Origin of the sequence: Arthrobacter sp. NPDC093128 (assembly GCF_040683875.1) — a bacterium.
GTDB lineage: Bacteria > Actinomycetota > Actinomycetes > Actinomycetales > Micrococcaceae > Arthrobacter.
In genome coordinates this window covers 41,006-58,468 of the sequence record NZ_JBFBEY010000005.1, presented here as the reverse complement: position 1 = coordinate 58,468, position 17,463 = coordinate 41,006, and the positions used below count along the sequence as shown (strand labels likewise).

Below are 17,463 nucleotides of genomic sequence, written 5' to 3'. Positions count from 1 at the left end.
CCATGACCAACCTGAATGCGATCGACCCCGCCGCCGTCGCGGAGGAAGCAAAGATCGAGAACGACGACGTCGTGATCGCCAAATCCGCGATCATCCTGCGGCGTTTCCTCCGGAACAAGACAGCCGTGGCCGGCCTGGCCATTTTTCTCGCCCTGACGGTCTTTTCCTTCGTGGGGGGCTATTTCACCCCGTGGGACAAGGAAACTCTCGACCCCTTCAACATCGGGATGCCGCCGTCCGCGGATCACCTGCTGGGGACCTCGCAGGCCGGCATCGACCTCTATGCCCTCACGGTGGAGGGCACGCGGATCTCGATCCTCATTGGCCTGGTGGTCGGACTGGCCTCAGTACTGATCGCCGCCATCTACGGCTGCACCATGGCCTACTTCGGCGGCAAAGTGGACAAGGTCATGCTGTTCATCCTCGAAGCATTGATCATGATGCCGGCACTGCTGGTGGTGGCCGTGGCCACCAGCGGCGGGGGTAACGGCCTGCATGAAAACCTCCCCAGCTGGCTGCTGCTGATCATCGTCCTGCTGGTCTTCAGCTGGATGGGCACGGCCCGCCTGATCCGTTCACTTTCGATGTCGCTCATGCAGCGGGACTTCGTCAAAGCAGCCCAGTACATGGGTATCCCCGCCCGCCGGATCGTCTGGCGGCACCTGGTCCCCAACATAGGCTCTCTGCTGGTCCTGGACATCACCCGTGGCGTCACCGGCGCCATCCTGGCAGAGGTCGCTTTCTCCTTTATCGGCATCGGCATCAAGGTGCCGGACGTCAGCCTGGGCGTGCTGATCGGGCAGGCCACGTCGCAGGTCGCCACCTTTCCCTGGATGTTCTGGGTTCCGCTGATGGTCATGTTCCTCCTGACGGGGTCGCTGGCCATGATGAACGACGGCCTGCGCGACGCGCTCGACCCCAGCTCCGGCTCTATTGGCAGCGCCAACAGGAGCAAGACACAGAAGACTGCAAAGAAGAACAGCAAATGAGCAGCGAAACCACCGCCAGCACAGAGCGCACCGCCGATTCCGTGGCAGAGCGCCTGCACGTCGCCGGGCTGCACGCCCCGGGTAATATCCCGGCGGATGCTGTCCTTTCAGTCCGGGACCTGAATGTCCGGTTCAACTCGGAAAACGGTGTAGTCCACGCGGTCCGGGGCGTTGGCTTCGACCTCCTGCCCGGCAAGACGCTGGGCATCGTCGGCGAGTCCGGTTCGGGTAAGTCCGTGACGTCCCTGGCCATCATGGGCCTGCTGCCCCCTACTGCCGAGATCACCGGTTCGGTGCGGTTGAACGGCAAGGAACTGCTGGGCCTCAGCGACAAGGCCATGTGCAAGTACCGCGGCAACGACATCGCCATGGTCTTCCAGGATCCGCTCTCTTCCCTGACCCCGGTGTATACGGTGGGCCACCAGATCATCGAAGCACTCACGGTCCACCACCCGAAGATGAGCAAACAGGCTACCGAAGCCCGCGCCGTCGAACTTCTTCGCATGGTCGGCATTCCCAGCCCGAAGGACCGCCTGAAGGCGTTCCCGCACGAATTCTCCGGCGGCATGCGCCAGCGGGTCATGATCGCCATCGCGATCGCCAACAACCCGCGCGTGCTCATCGCGGATGAGCCGACGACGGCCCTGGACGTCACCATCCAGGCGCAGGTGCTGGAGGTGCTCCACACCGCGCAGGAGGAGACCGGCGCCGCCGTGGTGATGATCACGCACGATCTCGGTGTGGTTGCCGGCATGGCCGACGACATCATGGTGATGTACGCCGGAAAGCCGGTGGAGACCGGCAGCGTTGACGACATCTACTACAACCCGCGGATGCCCTACACCATGGGCCTGCTCGGTGCAGTGCCCCGCGTGGACAACTCGGAAAAGATCTCGCTGGTGCCTATCGAAGGCATTCCGCCGAACCTCGTCCACAAGCCAACGGGATGTTCCTTCGCACCCCGGTGCCCCCTCGCCAGCGACGCCTGCCTGCAGGGTGAACCGGAGCTGTGGCCGGTCGCTGGTCCGCGGGACGGAGTGAACGGGCTGCCCGCCAGCGGGACGCACCAGGCTGCGTGCATCAAGACCGACTCCCTTGGCGCCGAAGTGGACGTCCACGAGATCTTCCACGCCCCTGCCGTCCCGGTCTCCCGTTTCGACGCTGTTCCCCGGCTCGAACGCAAGACGGTCCTTGAGCTGAAGGACGTCCGCAAGCACTTTCCGCTGCTGAAAGGGGCGCTCATCAAGCGCCGCATCGGCACGGTGAAGGCAGTGGACGGGCTGAGCTTCGACATCCGCGAGGGCGAGTGCTTCTCGATCGTTGGCGAGTCCGGTTGCGGCAAGACCACCACGTTGCTGGAAATCATGGAATTCCACAAGGACCAGGACGGCGAGGTAACCATCGGCGGGCTGAGCAACAAGGCAGCCTCCGATGCCAGGACCAAGAACGCCATGCGCAAGGAGCTCCAGATGGTGTTCCAGGACCCCACTGGCGCCCTGGATCCGCGATTCACGGTTTACGAAGTCCTGGCGGAGCCCCTGGAGAACCAGCGCATGGACAAGCCGGCCATCAGGAAACGGATCATGGAGCTGATGAAGCTCGTGGGCCTGCAGCCGGACCACGTCAACCGCTTCCCCAACCAGTTCTCCGGCGGCCAGCGGCAGCGGATCGGGATTGCCCGCGCCCTCGCGGTCAACCCCAAGCTGGTGGTCCTCGACGAGCCCGTGTCCGCGCTGGACGTCTCGGTTCAGGCAGGCGTGATCAACCTCCTGGACAGGCTCCGCGCAGAACTCGGCCTGAGCTACCTCATGGTTGCCCACGACCTGTCCGTCGTGCGGCACATCTCGAACCGCGTGGCTGTGATGTACCTGGGCAAGATCGTGGAAATCGGCGACGTGGACAGCGTCTTCGACAACCCGCGCCACCCCTACACGCGGGCACTCCTGTCCGCGATTCCGGTGCCGGATCCGCAGGTTGAACGGACGCGCGAACGCATCATCCTGCAGGGCGACCTCCCGTCGCCGCTGGATGCGCCGAAGGGCTGCAACTTTGCTACGCGTTGCCCCGTGTTCGCCGCGCTGCCTGCCGCGAAGCGGGAAAAATGCCTTACGCTCGAGCCACCGCTGGAACCGGTCGCCTCTCCGCAAGCGGCCCAGGCCGCGCCGGACCAGCAGTTCGCCTGCTTCTTTCCCGACGGCGAGCTGGACGCGGACATGCTGGTGGTCCACGAAACCGAATGACTTGCCCGACCCCCAAAGCACCAATCTCGCACCAAAAAATGAAGGGAAAACCATGAAGAATCTGACCAAGATTGGCGGGGTGGCCGCCGTTGCGGCAGCGCTCGCGCTCACCGGCTGCGGGGGAGGCGGGACCCCTTCCGGCCCCGACGCCGGCAAGGGCCAGGACGCCGGCAGCGACCTCACCAAGCTGATCAGCATCAACGCCAAGGATGCCAAGGACCTGGAACCGGGCGGCACCGTGACGCTTCCGCTGGGCAGCATCGGCCCGGACTTCAATGGTTTTTCCAGCACCGGCAACAGCGGAGACAACACGGCCCTGCACCGTCCCATCGACGGCGCGGGCACCTGGGGCTGCTGGAACTTTGACTTCGACGGCACGGCCACGCCGAACAAGGACTTCTGCGAAGACGTCAAGAGCGAAGTCAAGGACGGCAAGCAGACCATCACCATCAAGGTGAACGAGAAAGCCACCTACAACGACGGCACGCCGATCGACGTCAAGGCGTTCCAAAACACCTGGAACATGCTCAAGGGCGAGAACAAGGACATCGACGTCGTCACCTCCGGGGCCTACGAGTTCGTTGATTCCGTCAGGGCCGGGTCCAGCGACAAGGAAGTTGTGGTCACCACCACCCAGCCGGTCTACCCGCTCGATGCCCTCTTCGCGGGCCTCATCCACCCGGCCGTGAACACCCCGGAGATCTTCAACACCGGTTTCACCGGTGAGTTGCACCCGGAGTGGATGGCCGGCCCGTTCAAAGTGGACAAGTACGACAGCGCCGCCAAGACCGTGACCCTGGCCCAGAACGACAAGTGGTGGGGCGCCAAGCCGGTCCTCGACAAGGTCGTCTTCCGCCAGCTGGAGACCAGCGCCTCGATCGCAGCATTCAAGAACGGCGAAATCGACGGCATCTCCGCCAACACCGTCGGGCTGTACAAGCAGCTCGACGGCACCAAGAACTCCGAGGTCCGCCGCGGCCAGCGGCTGTTTGCCGGCGGCCTGAACCTCAACGCCCAGAAGGCCCCGATGACCGACGTTGCGATCCGCAAGGCGATCTTCACAGCCGTGGACCGCGAAGCCCTGCGCAAGGTCCGGTTCAACGGGCTGAACTGGGAAGAGCCCAGCTCCGGTTCGATGATGCTGCTCCCGTTCTCCAAGTACTACCAGGACAACTACCCGGCCACGGAAACCGGGCCTGAGGCGGCCAAGAAGGTCCTGACCGACGCCGGCTACAAGCCCAACGCCGCAGGCATCATGGAGAAGGACGGCGCTCCGGCGGCCTTCAAAATCAGCAACTTCGGTGATGACCCCACCACGCTGGCGTTCGCCCAGACCCTGCAAAAGCAACTCCAGGCCGGCGGCATGGACGTGGGAATCGACCAGCGCGCTTCCGCCGACTTCGGCAAGGTACTGGGCAGCCGCGACTTCTTCCTGAGTGTCTCCGGGTACGGGGTGGGTGCCGACGCAACGGACACCGTCAAGCAGTTCTACGACTCCAAGACCAACGAAAACGGACTTGGCGACGCCGAGCTGGATGCCGAGATCAAGAAGCTCAGCTCCATCGAGGACAACACCGAGCGCAACAAGGCCGCCATGGAAGTTGAAAAGAAGCACATGGCCAAGTACTTCTCCATGGGCGTGGTGATGAACGGACCGCAGATTTCGTTCGTGCGCACCGGCCTGGCGAACTACGGCCCGTCCCTGTTCAAGAGCGGCTCGCAGGTTCCGGACTGGACCACCATCGGCTGGGAAAAGAAGTAGCAGCAGCCGTGTAGTCCTGCCGCGAAGCGAAAAGCAACGCCGCGCCAGCGCAAGGGCCGGCATTCCCGTGGTCCCTTCACGCGGGGGTGCCGGCCCTTCGCCATCCTCACTCCAGGGCTCCGTCCGGGGGTAGCGTAGGTCCATGAGCACAGAAGCAACCCCCAACGCCGCCCCGAGTAAGCCTGCAATCCGCACGGCGGTTGCCGGATACGGATTGTCCGGCCGTGTGTTCCACACCCCCCTGATCGCCACCAACCCGGCGTACTCCCTGGACGTGATTTCAACGTCCGACGCCGGAACGCAGGCTGACGCGGCCGGCAGCCACCCCGGTGCACAGCTCGTTGACACGCCCGCCGACATCCTGTCGCTCGCCGGTGACCTTGACCTCATCGTCCTCGGGACGCCGCCGGCCACACACTATCCGCTGGCGAAGGCCGCGCTCGAGGCGGGCCTCGACGTCGTCGTCGACAAGCCGTTTGCGGTGCGCAGCGCCGAGGGCCGGGAACTGATGGACCTGGCTGCCCGGCTGGGCCGAGTGCTCACTGTCTTCCAGAACCGCCGCTGGGACGGCGATTACCTCACAGTGAAGGGCCTGGCGGAAAGCAGTATCCTGGGCAAGATCACCCGGTTCGAGTCGCGGTTCGAACGCTGGTCCCCGGAGGTCTCCAAGGCGTGGAAGGCGGACGCCACGGCGGACGACGGCGGCGGCGTCCTGTTCGACCTCGGGACGCACCTGATGGACCAGTCCCTGCAGTTGTTCGGACCCGCCACCGTGACGCACGCGGAACTCCGGGCGCGGCGGCAGGGCGAAAAGACCGACGACGACGTGTTCGTGGCCCTGCAGCATGATTCCGGCGTAGTGAGCCACCTGTGGATGAACATGCTGTGCCCCCAGCAGGGACCCCGCTACCGGCTCCTCGGAACAGAAGGCGGCTACACGAAGCACGGAATCGACCCGCAGGAGCCGTACATTGTGGCCGGCGGCAGCCCGCTCGACGCCGAGTACGGCATTGAAGACAAGGACTGGGCCGGGCTCCTTGGCCGCGACGGCCACCTGGACCGCCTGCCCACCGAACGCGGGGCGTACCCGGAGTTCTACCGGATCCTTGCGGACAAGATCAACGACGGCGGAGCAGCCTCGCCACTGCCTCTGCCAGTGGACCCGGCAGGCCCGATCGAAGTCCTCAAATTAATAGAAAAAACGCGGGAACTGGCCTCGGCGCGCGCTTAACGTTTGAACGGCAGCCATTCAGGAAGCGTGCGTCAAAGCGACGAAGGAGCAGCACGCGTTGGATGACTGCCGTTCAAACGGCAACTAAAAGGACTATGCGGAGACCAGTTCGTGCCAGTCAGCAATGAGGGGCAGGTTGTGCGCCTCGGAGACCGAGTGGTGGGCGACGTGGCCGCCGGCGATGTTGAGGCCGGCTGCGAGGGCGGGGTCCTTCTCGAATGCGGCCTTCACGCCGAGGTTGGCCAGGGCCACGCCGTAGCGCAGGGTCACGTTGGTGAGTGCGTACGTGGACGTGTTGGGGACGGCGCCGGGCATGTTGGCGACGCAGTAGAAGATCGTGTTGTGGACCTTGTACGTGGGTTCCTGGTGCGTGGTGGGGCGGGTGTCCTCGAAGCAGCCGCCCTGGTCCACGGCGATGTCGACGAGGACGGAGCCGGGCTTCATCCGGGAGACGAGTTCGTTGGTGACCAGCTTGGGTGCCTTGGCCCCCGGGATCAGCACGGAGCCGATGACCAGGTCCGCGTCCACGACGGACTTTTCGATCTCGTACTTGTTGGACGCGACGGTCTTCAGGCGCCCCTGGTACTGGGCGTCGAGTTCGCGCAGGCGGTTGATGTTGATGTCCAGGATGGTGACGTCCGCGCCGAGGCCTAGGGCCATCGCGGCGGCGTTGGTGCCGGCAACGCCGGCGCCCAAGACAACCACCTTGGCCGGGCGGACGCCGGGGACGCCGCCGAGGAGCACGCCCTTGCCGCCGGCGGGGGCCATCAGGGAGGTGGCTCCGACCTGGACGGAGAGGCGTCCTGCGACCTCGGACATCGGGGCCAGCAGGGGAAGAGTGCGGCCTTCCTGGACGGTCTCGTAGGCGATAGCGGTGACGCCGGAATTGATGAGCTCGCTGGTGAGTTCGGGTTCGGCGGCGAGGTGGAGGTAGGTGAAGAGGATCAGGCCCTTGCGGAAGCGGTGGTATTCCGCGGCGATGGGTTCCTTGACCTTCATGACCATGTCGGCGCGGGCCCAGACGTCGTCAGCGTCGGCGACGATCTCGGCGCCGGCGATGGCGTATTCCTCGTCGGTGATGCCCGAACCCAGGCCTGCGCCGCGTTCGACCAGGACGGTGTGGCCGTGGGTGCGGAACTCGTGGACGCCCGCGGCGGTGATGGCGACGCGGAATTCGTTGTTCTTGATCTCTTTGGGGACACCGATGATCATTTTGGGCTCCATTGTTTGGGGGCTTTGTGGGCCGGACGTGCGGGGAATCTGTACTTCCAGAATAAATCCGCATGTGAGGTAGCTGACAGGATGCAGCCAGCCGGGCGACTGCACGTTCCGCGTATTTCCGGGGTTTTTGGTTTTGTCGCCTCGACATCTGTCGAGGCGTGAAGCGTCAGGTGTCGCCTGGTGTCCGTTCACGGTCCGGCGGCGCAGGGCAGTAAGGTGGCAACCATGCACCAGCAGGATGTGGAACAGCTCGTTGAGCAGGTGGCCCTGAAGCTCGGCCGGGGACTTTCGCTCGAGGATCTCGACGGCGTTTTGCTCGCCTACAGCTCCAACCAGTCCCACGCGGACCGGGTCCGGGTGAACTTCCTCCTGAGTAAACGCGTGCCGGTGGACGTGAAGGCGTGGCAGCTGTCGCACGGAATCGCGACGGCCGTGCGTCCCGTCGTCGTTCCCGCCAACGAGGAGCTGGGCATGCTGGGGCGCGTCTGCGTGCCACTGCTGGTGCGCGGTTTCCGCGTCGGCTACCTGTGGGTGCAGCAGGACATTGAGGACCAAAGCGCGACGGCGATCCTCACCCAGTTGCCGAGCGTCCGGGACGAACTCGAACTGCTGTCCGGGCTGCTCCTTGAATCGAACACGGCCGAATCGGAATTCCGGCGCCGCAGGGAACAGGAGTTCCTGAGTGCCTGCCGAGGCGAGGCCAACGCCGTGGCCGCCGTGGCCGGCTGGAAGGAAGTCCAGGGGCGGGGCCCGTGGCAGCTCGTCACCGTGCTTGACGCCGACGGCTGGTCAGAGGGATCAGACCCCATCGCGTCCACGCTGATCCACCGCTCAGCCGCGCTGCAGGCCACCATCGGCGTGGATGCGGCGCTCTTCAGCGCAGGCACCGAAACCCATGCGGTGGTCCTCTTCCGGGAATCTGTTGGCCGCGCGGCCCACGCGCAGGTCCTGGTCCACTACCAGTTGGAGCTCGCCAAGCGGTCCGGGCGTCCGGTCCACCGGATCATCCTGGGGACGAGTGAAGGGTTCGCCAAGCCGCGCGAACTGGCGGATGCCTACCGGGAGTCGAAGCAGGCGGCCCAGGCCGCCGCGGTGGATCCCCAGCTGGGCGAACTGGTGGATTGCCGGGCGACGGGTGTGTACCAGCTGCTGGCCTCGGCCGGAGGCGGTGCCGGCGCGTGGGCCGACGCCGGGTCCGTATACTCGCGGATGCTCGAAGACCACGACCGGAACGGTGAGCTGCTGCCCGTACTGGAACTCCTCTACGACAACGACGGCTCGGTCCAGGATGTCGCCACGAAGCTGCACCTGCACCGGAGCAGCATCTACAACCGGCTGGGGCGCATCCGGCAGGTGCTCGGCGTCGATCCGCTGAAGGGGATGGTCCGGCTGGAACTCCACGCCGCGCTCAAGGCCCGCCGCTGGTCCGGGCGGCCCCGGATCTAGCGTGGCAACCGCCTGACGGCGGGTCGTCGCTCGGTCCGGCGCCCGCGCCTGCCTACTTGCCGAAGACCTTCCGGGCCAGGAATTCGTTGCGGAATTTGTGCTCCGGGTCCATCCGCTCCGCGAGGTCCGTGAAGTCGGCAAAGCGCGGGTAGAGCGCGGCCACGGAGTCAGCGTCCGCATGGAACAGCTTGGCCCAGTGCGGCCGCGCGTTGAACGGTGCCAGCGCCTCCTCCATCACAGGGAGCAGTTCCTCCACGTCCGCCTGCCGTTGCTTCCAGGTGAAGTGGAACCCCACTGAATCCTGGCCGTGGGCGGTGCTGAGCCACAGCTGGTCGGCCGCCACGGTGCGGATCTCCGACACGTGCAGCAGCGGAGTGATGCGGGGCGAGAGAGCGCGCAGCTCCGAGATGGCAGCCACGGCGTGCTCGCGCCGGACGAAGAATTCGCTCTGAAGCTCGTCGCCGCTGCTCGGTGTAAAGGCCATCCGGAAATGCGCCAGGCGCTCGGACCACGGCCCGGGGACGCCGAGCTGTTCCGTGCAGTTCTCGGCGGAGACGCCGGGCAGCGGATGCCGGGCGACGGTGGCCCGTGTGCCGCCGAAGAAGGTGCCGCCGGCGAATGCCGTTTCGACTGCCGCCGCGCCGCTGGCAGTGCCGGAAACGCGGCTCTTGAGCCAGGCCTGGGCGACGGCGTCGCCGCTCCAGTCTGTAAACAGGCTGACGCTGTAGGCGCTGGAGGTGGCGGCGTCGAAATTCTCCAGCACCGTCTGCCAGGGAAGCGCTTCAAAGACGTCCTGCCGCACCGCGAACGTGGGTTCGATGTCCAGCGTCACCTTGGTGACGACTCCCAGCGCGCCGAGGCCGACGACGGCGCCGTCAAAGTCGGGCGAGCTGCCCCGGCCGAGGTGGTGGACGGTTCCGTCCGCTGCCACAATTTCCAGCGCGGCGACGGACGTTGCCAGGTTTCCGTTGGCATCACCCGAACCGTGGGTTGCGGTTGCGATTGCCCCGGCAATGGAGATGTGGGGGAGGGAAGCCAGGTTGGGCAGCGCATAGCCGTTGGACTCCAGCTTTTCCGCGAGTGTTCCGTAGCGGGTTCCGCCGGAGACCGTGACGGTCCGCGCTGCGGGGTCGATGCGGATACCGGAGTCCAGGTCTTCGAGCGAGATCAGGGACCCGGGGGAGTCGGCGATGGAGTTGAAGGAGTGCCGGGAGCCGAGCGCGCGGATTTTCGAGGCGCCGGCCACCACGTCCTGGACGTCCTCGAGGGTGCGCGGCCGGTGGATGGCGGCTGCCGTGTAGCGGTAATTCCCGGCCCAGTTCAGTTCCGCTGCGGCGCCGCCGGTTCCGGTGTGGCCGGTCAGCCCGGTCATTTCGCTGATCTCAGTGCGCATTGCATCCCTTTCGCGCCGGACCAACGGGCCATCGGCAGTATGTTATCGCTAACAAGTCTGGTGAGGTGGCTAGACCCGTGTCAATGGCCATCCACGGATCAGATGGTCGTTCGCCGGCGTCAGGCCCTGCCGTCGCGCTCGGAGTTGTCGGCGTCAAGTGCCCTGGCTGAATCGCCCTGGTTTTGCCCCGGGTTTTGCCTCTGGCCTTGCCCCGGAAGGCGGGCGGCAGCTTCCCGGCGGCGTCGGGCAAGGTGGCTTTCCATACCCTTGGAGACCGCCACGAAGGCCACGCAGCTGGCCATAAAGGCGGCGGTGTTGTTCAGGCCCATGGCCGTTCCGAGGGCGGCAGTCAGCAGCATTGCGGCGAACCCCGCCACGATGTGCCACCCTCTGAACTTAACCACAAATAAAGGGTAACCCCGGCCTTTGGAGGCTTTTGGCGGTTACCGGGGATCGTTGCTTGATCCTTATCACTGCTTCACAAATTGCGTACCCACGCTAAATCAAACCTGCTCGCCGCCGCCGTCGGACGCCTTGCTTTTCTTCTGCGTCTCCAGCCATTCCATGATGGCGGCCAACCGGATCCGCCGGTGCGTACCGCGGTACTCCACCGGAATTTCGCCGCGGTCCGTCATATTGCGAAGGTACGTGTGCGAGATCCCGGCAAGTTCCGCGGCCTGGGAAGTGGTCAGCACTTCCTCAACGCTGCTGACGGTCACCGCTTCCCCGCGGCTGAACCGGCTCAGGAGGTCCACGACGGCGTCCCGCGCCTGGGGCGGCAGCCGGTGGACCGTGCCGTCCACAAACACGGTGATGTCGTGGCTGCCGTTGAGCGCACGCTTCAGATTCAGGGCTTCGTCGCCGGGGAGCCCGGCCGTCACGCGGGGAGCAATCAATGCCATGCGGAAATCCTAGCGTCACCCGGCGCGGTTCAGCTGTCGATCCCCGACGCCGCTGCCGATCAGCGGCGCAGCGCCGCTATTCGGCGTCGAGGTCGGTCTCCAAAAGGGTGACCAACGCATCCAGCGCCTGGTCGGCGCCGTCGCCGTCGGCACGCAGCACCACGACGTCTCCCTTGGCTGCCCCCAGCGTCATGAGCGAAAGGATGCTGGCGGCGTCGAGGGCCTCGTCCGCCGGTTCGCCCTGCATGGAAATGGTGACCTCAACGCCGGCATTGCCTGCCGCTTCGGCGAACAGTGCGGCAGGGCGGGCGTGGAGTCCGGAGCGGCTGGCGATGGTTGCGGTACGTTCGGGCATTACTTCTCCTGATGGGTTTCGGCGGTGTGCGGCGGCGGTTAGAGGCCGAGTTCGTTGAGCACGGGCAGCTTTTCGCGCACCCAGGCCCGGGCCTCCGTGGCGCTCGGTGCGGAGAGGGCCAGCTTTGCCAGTTGCTGCGCTTCGGCCAGCGTGACGGTCTTGAGCACCGCAGCCACGGCCGCGAGCGAGCGTGCGGTCATGGACAGGGTGGTAACGCCGAGGCCGGTCAGTACGACGGCGAGGGCAGGGTCCGCCGCTGCCTCGCCGCAGACGCCAACGGGCTTGTTGTGGCCTTCGGCCCGTGACCCCTCGACGGTGAGGCCGACAAGGCGGAGCACGGCCGGCTGCCACGGAGTGTTGAGTGCCGCCAGCGGACCGAGCTGACGGTCGGCGGCCATGGCGTACTGGGTGAGGTCGTTGGTGCCCAGGCTGGCGAAGCCCACTTCCCGAAGGATGGCCTCGGCCGTGAGCGCAGCGGACGGGACTTCCACCATCACGCCGGGGGTCTTGATGCCGGCCTCGGCGCACATCGAGGCGAAACGGGCCGCTTCTTCCGCCGTCGAAATCATCGGAGCCATGACCCACACGTCTGCTTTGGACTGTTTCTCGGCCAGGGCGATGGCTTCCAGCTGGCGGTCCAGGACGCCGGGCGTGGTGAAGTCCGTGCGGTAGCCGCGGACGCCCAGGGCTGGGTTGGGCTCCGTGGAGTCGGTCAGGAACGGGAGGGGCTTGTCGGCGCCGGCGTCGAGGGTGCGCAGAACCACCTTCTTGCCCGGGAATGCATCAAATACGCTCTTGTAGGCCGCGGCCTGTTCCTCCACAGTGGGCTCGGAGTCCCGTTCCAGGAAGCAGAATTCGGTGCGGAACAGGCCCACGCCCTGGGCGCCCAGCTTGGCGGCCGCCACGGCGTCCTTGCCGCCGCCAACGTTGGCGAGGAGGGGCACCAGGTGACCGTCCGCCGTCGTGCCCGTGCCGCTGAACTCGGCCAGCAGGGAAGCCGTGGCCGCCCAGGCATCCGCTGCGGCACGCAGCGAGTCGTCGGGTTCGGACGTGATGGTGCCCGCGGCGCCGTCCACATAGACTTCCGTGCCGTCCGGGAGCTCGTCCACGCCCACGGCAGCCACCACCGCAGGCAGGCCAAGCGAACGCGCAATGATGGCGGTGTGGGACTGGGGGCCGCCGCCCGCTGTGACGAGTGCCAGGACCTTGTTCGGGTCCAGGGTTGCGGTGTCGGCCGGCGCCAGGTCCTCGGCGACGAGTACAAAGGGCGTGCTGGAGGAGGGAATGCCGGGCGCAGCGACGCCGCGAAGTTCCGCCACAATCCGGGCGCGTACATCCAGGACGTCGGTGGCACGTTCGGCCATGTAGCCGCCCAGGTTGTGAAGCATTTCAGAGACGGAGGATCCGGATTCCCAGATGGCGCGCTCGGTCGAGAGGCCGCGGGCCACGAGTTTGGCCGCGCCCTTGATGAGCATGGTGTCCTTGGCCATCAGTGCCGTTGCCTCCAGAACGGCCTTGCCGTCTCCGGCGGCGTGTGCGGCGCGGCCCTTCAGTTCGTCGTGGACGGCCTGGGAGGCTGCTTTGAGCGCTGCCGTTGCGTCCTCGGGCGTGACGCCGGCGGGCAGCTGTTCGCCTGCCGGCGGTTCGCTGATCGGTTTGGGCATTTGGCGGACGTTGCCGATGATGCGGCCGGGGCTGACGCCTACTCCTGGGAAGTTCTGCACTGAAGGTCCTCATTCTCTGCCGGTAAGCAGGCCCCGCCATTCGTTGCCTGGGCGATTGCCCAGATCGCCGCGACTGCTACGTCCCGGCGGTGTTTTGCGGTGCCTGAAAAAATTGTATGTGATGCAGTTCATATAGCGTTGCTATAGGTGATAGGGTAGCGGTTATGAGTTTCGATGGCCAGCTACCGCCCAAACTGAGGCTGTTGCGTGCAGCAGCCGAGTTGCTGGCCAACTCAGCGGGAGCGCCGGTATCCACCCGCCAGATCACGCAGCTGGCAGGGGTTACGGCCCCTACCCTGTATCACCACTTCGGTGACAAGGAAGGGCTGTTCGACGCCGTCGTAACGGCAGGTTTTGAAGAATATGTGGCAGGGGAACGCGACTTCGCCCCGTCCGGACACCCGCTGGAAGATATCCGGCGGATGTGGGACAACCATGTGCAGTTCGGGCTGAACCAGCCGGAACTCTACTTGGTCATGTTTGGCAACATTCGCCCAGAGAGCCGCCCGGCCATCGTTGCCGATGCCGAGGCACTCATGGAGGAAATGCTGAACAAGGCCGCAGTGGCAGGGCAGCTGAACGTCCAGCCGCGTGAAGCGGCCAGGAGCATCCTTGCGGCGAACGTGGGCGTGACGCTAATGCTCATCGCGGAGCCTGCCGCCGAACGCAACCTTGAACTGTCCATCATGACCCGGGACGCCATGATCTTCGCGGTGTCCGCGGAGCAGGCCAGCGGCACACCGGGAGACTCCGGGAAGTCGTCGGTGGTGGTGGCAGCGATCGCCCTGAACGCCGCGCTCCAGGCATCGCACTCGGACCAGCTTTCCAGCTCGGAACTCAAGCTCTTTCTCGAATGGCTCCACCGGATCTCCACCAGTTCCACCAGCTAGTCGTCGAAATTATCGGACCATCCTGCGGTGCAGCAGGAATCACGGTTAGGAAATCACATGGCAACAGAGACAGTTGCAAAACCCCGCACTAGCATGCGGGTTGGCGTCCAGAAGTTCGGGACGTTCCTGTCCGGCATGATCATGCCCAACATCGGGGCCTTTATCGCCTGGGGCCTCATTACCGCGCTCTTCATCAAGACAGGTTGGCTGCCCATTCCTGAGCTCGGTGGCTTCGGCACCAACGCTGCGGGCACCCCGAACGTGGGCCTTGTTGGCCCTATGATCACCTATCTGTTGCCTCTCCTGATTGCCTACACCGGCGGCAAGATGGTTTACGACGTCCGCGGTGGCGTTGTAGGTGCCATCGGTACTATGGGCGTCATCGTCGGCGCCGGCATCCCGATGTTCATCGGCGCCATGATCATGGGTCCCCTGGGCGGCTGGACCATGAAGAAGCTCGACGCAATCTGGCACGGGAAGATCCGTCCCGGCTTCGAAATGCTGGTGAATAACTTCTCCGCCGGTATCTGGGGCGCCCTGCTTGCATTGCTCGGTTTCTACGGCATTTCTCCTGTGGTTACGGCCTTCAGCACAGCGGCCGGCAATTTCGTCCAGTTCCTGGTCAGCAACGGGCTGCTGCCCCTGACCAGCATCTTCATCGAACCGGCCAAGGTGCTGTTCCTTAACAACGCCATCAACCACGGTGTGCTGACGCCACTCGGCATTCAGCAGTCGCTTGAACAGGGCAAGTCCATCCTCTTCCTGCTTGAGGCCAATCCCGGCCCTGGCCTCGGTATCCTGCTCGCCTACATGTTCTTCGGTAAAGGCCTTGCCAAGGCATCGGCGCCCGGCGCCGCGATCATCCAGTTCCTCGGCGGCATCCATGAAATCTACTTCCCCTACGTGCTGATGAAGCCGCTCCTCATCCTCGCCGCGATCGGTGGCGGCATGACCGGGATCGCGACACTTGCCCTCACCCACTCCGGCCTCGTGGCTCCGGCAGCGCCAGGGTCCATCTTCGCGGTGTTCGCCCAGACAGCCCGTGACAGCTACTTTGGCGTGGCGCTCTCGGTGCTGCTCGCCGCCACCGTGTCCTTCCTCATCGCCTCGGTGATCCTGAAGGCCAGCAAGACTCCCGTGGGTGACACCGAGGAGGACAGCCTCAGCGCCGCGACCTCGAAGATGGAGGCCATGAAGGGCAAGAAGAGCTCCGTCTCCTCAGTCCTGGTCGGTTCGGGCGGCACTCCCGTGATGGCCGGCCCCATCAGGAACATCGTGTTCGCTTGCGACGCCGGCATGGGTTCCAGCGCCATGGGCGCCTCGGTGCTGCGCAACAAGATCAAGGCCGCCGGCTTCCCGGAGGTCAACGTCACCAATGCGTCCATCGCGAACCTAACGGATACCTATGACGTTGTGGTCACGCATCAGGACCTCACGGAACGTGCCAAGCCGGCCACTTCCAGTGCGGTCCATGTATCCGTGGACAACTTCATGAACAGCCCGCGCTACGAAGAGATTGTGGAACTGGTCCAGCACAGCAACTCCGCCGGAGCCGGCGACGACGGAACTTCCGCCGCCGCTGCGGCGCCTGCTGCCGCGGCACCCGCTGAGGCCGCTCCGCCGTCGGACATCCTGGTGGCTGACAGCGTGATCCTCAACGGCACGGCAACCACCCGTGACGCGGCCATCGACGAAGCAGGCCGGCTGCTGCTGGACCGCGGAGCCGTGGACAGCGGCTACATCGATGCCATGCACGAACGCGAGGAATCCGTGTCCACGTACATGGGCAGCTTCCTGGCCATACCGCACGGCACCAACGCCGCGAAGGACCACATCATGAAGTCCGCCGTGTCCGTGATCCGCTACCCGAACGGCATCGACTGGAACGGCAAGGAGGTCAAGTTCGTGGTTGGCGTCGCCGGCATCAACAACGAGCACCTGCACATCCTGTCCTCCATCGCGAAGGTCTTCACCAACAAGGCCCAGGTGGCCCAGCTTGAGGCAGCCACCACGGTGGACGAAGTACTGGAACTGTTCGGGAAGGTCAACGCATAGTGAAGGCTGTTCATTTTGGGGCCGGGAACATCGGCCGCGGCTTTGTGGGACTGCTGCTGCACCAGGCAGGCTACGAGCTCGTGTTTGCCGACGTCGCTGAAGATCTGATCTCGCAGCTCGCCGCCGCAGACAGCTACGACGTCCACGAGGTGGGGGAGGACCCCACGGTCCGGACCGTGGACAACTTCCGGGCGCTGAACTCCGGCACCCAGGAAGCGGACGTCGTGGCGGAAATCGCGACGGCGGACGTGGTCACCACCGCGGTGGGTCCGCACATCCTGAAGTTCGTGGCTCCGGTGATCGCCAAAGGCATCGCCGCACGGGCCGCCGGGCTGGCACCGCTGCAGGTGATGGCGTGCGAGAACGCCATCAACGCCACGGACATCCTGCGGGACGAAGTGGCGGCGCAGTGGGATTCCGCCGCCGGCGAGCTCGAGTCCGCGGCCGTTTTCGCGAACACGGCCGTGGACCGGATCGTCCCGAACCAGGAACCCGGCAAGGGCCTGGACGTCACCGTGGAGACCTTCTACGAGTGGGTCATCGACCGCACGCCCTTTGGGGGCAACGCGCCGGTCATCCCGGGGGCGACGTTCGTGGACAACCTGGAGCCCTACATCGAGCGGAAGCTCTTCACCGTGAACACCGGGCACGCCTCGGCAGCCTACTTCGGGTTCGAAGCAGGGCTTGGCAAGATCTCGGAGGCCATGGCCGACCAGGACGTCGCCGCCGATGTGCGCGCCGTGCTGGACGAGACCAAGGAACTGCTGATCCACAAGCACGGGTTCAACCGCGAGGAGCAGGAAGCCTACGTCGAGAAGATCCTGGGCCGCTTCACCAACCCGCACCTGCCGGACACCGTGAACCGCGTAGGCCGGGCGCCCCTGCGCAAGCTCAGCCGGCACGAACGGTTCATCGGCCCGGCTGCCGAGCTGGCCGAACGCGGGATCGTGCCCGAGGCGTTGCTGGGAGCTATCGCTGCTGCCCTGCGCTTCAACGATCCCGCGGACGCCGAAGCGACCGAGCTGGCGCAGATCGTGGCGTCGTCCACGGCGGCGGAAGCGACAGAGAAGGTGACGGGCCTGACGCCCGGGCACCCGTTGTTCGCCGCCGTCGAGTCACTGGTGGAAGAGGCCAAAGCGGAGGTCAAGGCCTAGGACGCTCTCTCACTTCCTGCCGGTTTTTCGGCGACGCTCTCTCAGATCCGGTCGGATTTACCCCAACGCTCTCTCACTGAATGAAGTGAGAGAGCGTTGGG

At 65.4% G+C, this 17,463-nt stretch carries 14 protein-coding genes; 8 read left to right on the top strand and 6 right to left on the bottom strand.

The window, feature by feature from the left end:
- The first annotated feature begins 2 nt into the window (after positions 1-2).
- From AB0N24_RS07520 to AB0N24_RS07505, 4 genes are all read left to right on the top strand, one after another.
- Positions 3-989, top strand: a complete 987-nt coding sequence (locus AB0N24_RS07520) for an ABC transporter permease (RefSeq protein WP_364122501.1) — start codon at positions 3-5, stop codon at positions 987-989.
- Positions 986-3,229 carry an ABC transporter ATP-binding protein gene (locus AB0N24_RS07515; RefSeq protein ID WP_364122499.1) on the top strand — a complete coding sequence of 748 codons (2,244 nt, stop codon included), beginning with the start codon at positions 986-988 and terminating at the stop codon, positions 3,227-3,229. Before AB0N24_RS07520 ends, AB0N24_RS07515 begins: the two co-directional genes overlap by 4 nt.
- A gap of 52 nt (positions 3,230-3,281) precedes the next feature.
- Positions 3,282-4,991, top strand: coding sequence for an ABC transporter family substrate-binding protein (locus tag AB0N24_RS07510; protein ID WP_364122497.1), 1,710 nt, complete (start codon positions 3,282-3,284; stop codon positions 4,989-4,991).
- A 142-nt stretch (positions 4,992-5,133) separates the two neighbouring features.
- Positions 5,134-6,222 carry a Gfo/Idh/MocA family oxidoreductase gene (locus tag AB0N24_RS07505; protein ID WP_364122495.1) on the top strand — a complete coding sequence of 363 codons (1,089 nt, stop codon included), beginning with the start codon at positions 5,134-5,136 and terminating at the stop codon, positions 6,220-6,222.
- A gap of 93 nt (positions 6,223-6,315) precedes the next feature.
- On the opposite strand, the gene ald is transcribed toward AB0N24_RS07505, so the two are convergent.
- Entirely contained in the window at positions 6,316-7,434 is a 1,119-nt protein-coding gene (ald, locus tag AB0N24_RS07500) for an alanine dehydrogenase (RefSeq protein ID WP_364122493.1), read from the bottom strand.
- A gap of 234 nt (positions 7,435-7,668) precedes the next feature.
- On the opposite strand from ald, the gene AB0N24_RS07495 reads away from it, so the two are divergent.
- On the top strand, positions 7,669-8,889 hold the full coding sequence (locus tag AB0N24_RS07495; RefSeq protein ID WP_364122491.1) for a helix-turn-helix domain-containing protein: 1,221 nt from the start codon (positions 7,669-7,671) through the stop codon (positions 8,887-8,889).
- Positions 8,890-8,941: 52 nt separating this feature from the next.
- Here AB0N24_RS07495 and AB0N24_RS07490 read toward each other — a convergent pair whose 3' ends face one another.
- The 5 genes from AB0N24_RS07490 to ptsP form a co-directional block, all read right to left on the bottom strand.
- Positions 8,942-10,282, bottom strand: coding sequence for an FAD-binding protein (locus AB0N24_RS07490; RefSeq protein ID WP_364122489.1), 1,341 nt, complete (start codon positions 10,280-10,282; stop codon positions 8,942-8,944).
- 119 nt (positions 10,283-10,401) lie between these two features.
- The gene (locus AB0N24_RS07485; RefSeq protein WP_364122487.1) at positions 10,402-10,686 is read right to left on the bottom strand and encodes a hypothetical protein; all 285 of its coding nucleotides are present in this window, start codon (positions 10,684-10,686) and stop codon (positions 10,402-10,404) included.
- 99 nt (positions 10,687-10,785) lie between these two features.
- Positions 10,786-11,184, bottom strand: a complete 399-nt coding sequence (locus AB0N24_RS07480; RefSeq protein WP_364122485.1) for a helix-turn-helix domain-containing protein — start codon at positions 11,182-11,184, stop codon at positions 10,786-10,788.
- Positions 11,185-11,260: 76 nt separating this feature from the next.
- Positions 11,261-11,539, bottom strand: a complete 279-nt coding sequence (locus AB0N24_RS07475; protein WP_104175133.1) for an HPr family phosphocarrier protein — start codon at positions 11,537-11,539, stop codon at positions 11,261-11,263.
- Between the two features lie 38 nt (positions 11,540-11,577).
- On the bottom strand, positions 11,578-13,263 hold the full coding sequence (ptsP, locus tag AB0N24_RS07470; protein ID WP_364122483.1) for a phosphoenolpyruvate--protein phosphotransferase: 1,686 nt from the start codon (positions 13,261-13,263) through the stop codon (positions 11,578-11,580).
- 164 nt (positions 13,264-13,427) lie between these two features.
- Here ptsP and AB0N24_RS07465 point away from each other — a divergent pair, with 164 nt between their 5' ends.
- The 3 genes from AB0N24_RS07465 to AB0N24_RS07455 are packed head-to-tail and all read left to right on the top strand — an operon-like array spanning position 13,428 to position 17,362.
- The gene (locus AB0N24_RS07465; protein ID WP_364122481.1) at positions 13,428-14,153 is read left to right on the top strand and encodes a TetR/AcrR family transcriptional regulator; all 726 of its coding nucleotides are present in this window, start codon (positions 13,428-13,430) and stop codon (positions 14,151-14,153) included.
- 57 nt (positions 14,154-14,210) lie between these two features.
- The gene (locus tag AB0N24_RS07460; protein WP_364122479.1) at positions 14,211-16,208 is read left to right on the top strand and encodes a PTS mannitol transporter subunit IICBA; all 1,998 of its coding nucleotides are present in this window, start codon (positions 14,211-14,213) and stop codon (positions 16,206-16,208) included.
- Positions 16,208-17,362 (top strand): mannitol-1-phosphate 5-dehydrogenase, encoded by a 1,155-nt coding sequence (locus AB0N24_RS07455; RefSeq protein ID WP_364122477.1) that lies wholly within the window; start codon positions 16,208-16,210, stop codon positions 17,360-17,362. Before AB0N24_RS07460 ends, AB0N24_RS07455 begins: the two co-directional genes overlap by 1 nt.
- The last annotated feature ends 101 nt before the right edge of the window (positions 17,363-17,463 follow it).

Bases quoted from the DNA above. Each gene is read 5' to 3' on its own strand.
- AB0N24_RS07520 (WP_364122501.1), top strand. From the start codon at position 3: ATGACCAACCTGAATGCGATCGACCCCGCCGCCGTCGCGGAGGAAGCA.
- AB0N24_RS07515 (WP_364122499.1), top strand. From the start codon at position 986: ATGAGCAGCGAAACCACCGCCAGCACAGAGCGCACCGCCGATTCCGTG.
- AB0N24_RS07510 (WP_364122497.1), top strand. From the start codon at position 3,282: ATGAAGAATCTGACCAAGATTGGCGGGGTGGCCGCCGTTGCGGCAGCG.
- AB0N24_RS07505 (WP_364122495.1), top strand. From the start codon at position 5,134: ATGAGCACAGAAGCAACCCCCAACGCCGCCCCGAGTAAGCCTGCAATC.
- ald (WP_364122493.1), bottom strand. From the start codon at position 7,434: ATGATCATCGGTGTCCCCAAAGAGATCAAGAACAACGAATTCCGCGTC.
- AB0N24_RS07495 (WP_364122491.1), top strand. From the start codon at position 7,669: ATGCACCAGCAGGATGTGGAACAGCTCGTTGAGCAGGTGGCCCTGAAG.
- AB0N24_RS07490 (WP_364122489.1), bottom strand. From the start codon at position 10,282: ATGCGCACTGAGATCAGCGAAATGACCGGGCTGACCGGCCACACCGGA.
- AB0N24_RS07480 (WP_364122485.1), bottom strand. From the start codon at position 11,184: ATGGCATTGATTGCTCCCCGCGTGACGGCCGGGCTCCCCGGCGACGAA.
- AB0N24_RS07475 (WP_104175133.1), bottom strand. From the start codon at position 11,539: ATGCCCGAACGTACCGCAACCATCGCCAGCCGCTCCGGACTCCACGCC.
- AB0N24_RS07465 (WP_364122481.1), top strand. From the start codon at position 13,428: ATGAGTTTCGATGGCCAGCTACCGCCCAAACTGAGGCTGTTGCGTGCA.
- AB0N24_RS07460 (WP_364122479.1), top strand. From the start codon at position 14,211: ATGGCAACAGAGACAGTTGCAAAACCCCGCACTAGCATGCGGGTTGGC.